Source organism: Campylobacter sp. 2457A (assembly GCF_020135895.1).
Taxonomy (GTDB): Bacteria; Campylobacterota; Campylobacteria; order Campylobacterales; family Campylobacteraceae; genus Campylobacter_D; species Campylobacter_D taeniopygiae.
Map to the genome: position 1 here is coordinate 1 of NZ_JACHTO010000063.1, position 1,379 is coordinate 1,379.

General features: G+C 26.0%; 1 protein-coding gene and 1 pseudogene. Both read left to right on the forward strand.

From position 1 onward, the window contains the following. The first annotated feature begins 174 nt into the window (after positions 1-174). Positions 175-939 (forward strand): basic amino acid ABC transporter substrate-binding protein, encoded by a 765-nt coding sequence (locus H2280_RS08295; protein ID WP_337216243.1) that lies wholly within the window; start codon positions 175-177, stop codon positions 937-939. Positions 940-976: 37 nt separating this feature from the next. Beyond that, a pseudogene (locus tag H2280_RS08300) lies at positions 977-1,379 on the forward strand (magnesium and cobalt transport protein CorA); the annotation flags it as partial.

Genomic DNA, 1,379 nt, shown 5'->3' on the forward strand with positions numbered 1-1,379 from the left:
TTTAAAGTATTTTAGCTTGTATTGTTTTTTGTATAATAAATACCGAAAATTAGTTATTTTTAATAAAATAATTATATTTTTTAATCAATTTATAAAATTAAATCTCAAATAATTACAAAAAATTTATTATAATTATCAAATCAAAAATGTTAAATTTAAAAAGGAGATTTCTAAATGAAAAAAATATTTATTACTTTTTGTATTGTTTTAACGAGCTTATGTTTTACAGCTTGTCAAAAAGATAAAAATAATAATCAAACAGATTCAAATACAACTTTAAGTCTAAAAGTAGGGACAGATCCTAATTACAAGCCTTTTAATTATAAGGAAAATTCAATTCTTACTGGCTTTGATACGGATTTAGTTAATGCTATTGGCAAAAAAGAAAACATGGAGATCACTTGGATTCAAACTAGTTTTGATGGTTTAATCCCTGCTTTAAAAGCTGGAAAAATTGACATGATTGCCTCTGCTATGAGTGCGACTGATGAGAGAGGACAAAGTGTTGATTTTACACAACCTTATTTTAAAAGCAAAAATCTTTATATTAAATTAAAAACTAATAATGAAATCAATTCCAAAAGTGATTTAGAAGGCAAAAAAATAGGCGTACAACTTGGAACATTACAAGAAAATGCTGCAAAAAAAATCAAAAATGCAGAAATTCAAGCTAATAAAGATTTAAATATCGCTGTTTTAGCGTTAAAAAACAATAAAATTGATGCTATTATTATAGATCAAGATGCAGCAAAAGGCTTTCTTGCTGAAAATCCAGAACTTGTAAGTTTTTATCAAGAAAATGATGATAGCGAAGGCTTTAGTTTTGCTTTTGATAAAGATAAACAAAAAGAAGCCTTAGCTCGATTTAACAAAGGTATTGATGAACTAAAAGCTGATGGAACTTATGATAAACTTTTAAAAAAATATGATTTAGAATAAAATATTAAAAATACAAAATTGTATTTAAGGAATCATTATGCTTTATATCTATACTAAAACAGAAAATGCCTTAGTGCAAAGAATTTGCTTTAATTTGGATGAAAATATACAAAAGCTACCTGAAAATATTTTATGGATAGATTTACTTCATCCAAGCATAGCTGAGATCACTTTTATTGCTAATAAATTTGATCTTGAATTTCCAACTAAAGAAGAAAGTCAAGAAATAGAACTCAGTGCAAAATATTGGGAAGATAATGCAACTATCACTATTAACGCACATTTTTTAATCAGAGATTATAAGCATAATGAAGATAAAGCCAGCCCTAACAATCTTAGTACAGAAATAGTCACCTTTACAACGGCTAAAAATATTTTATTTACGATAAGATATAGCGAATTTAGCACCTTTGAAGAAATTCAAGCTAGAATACTTGCAA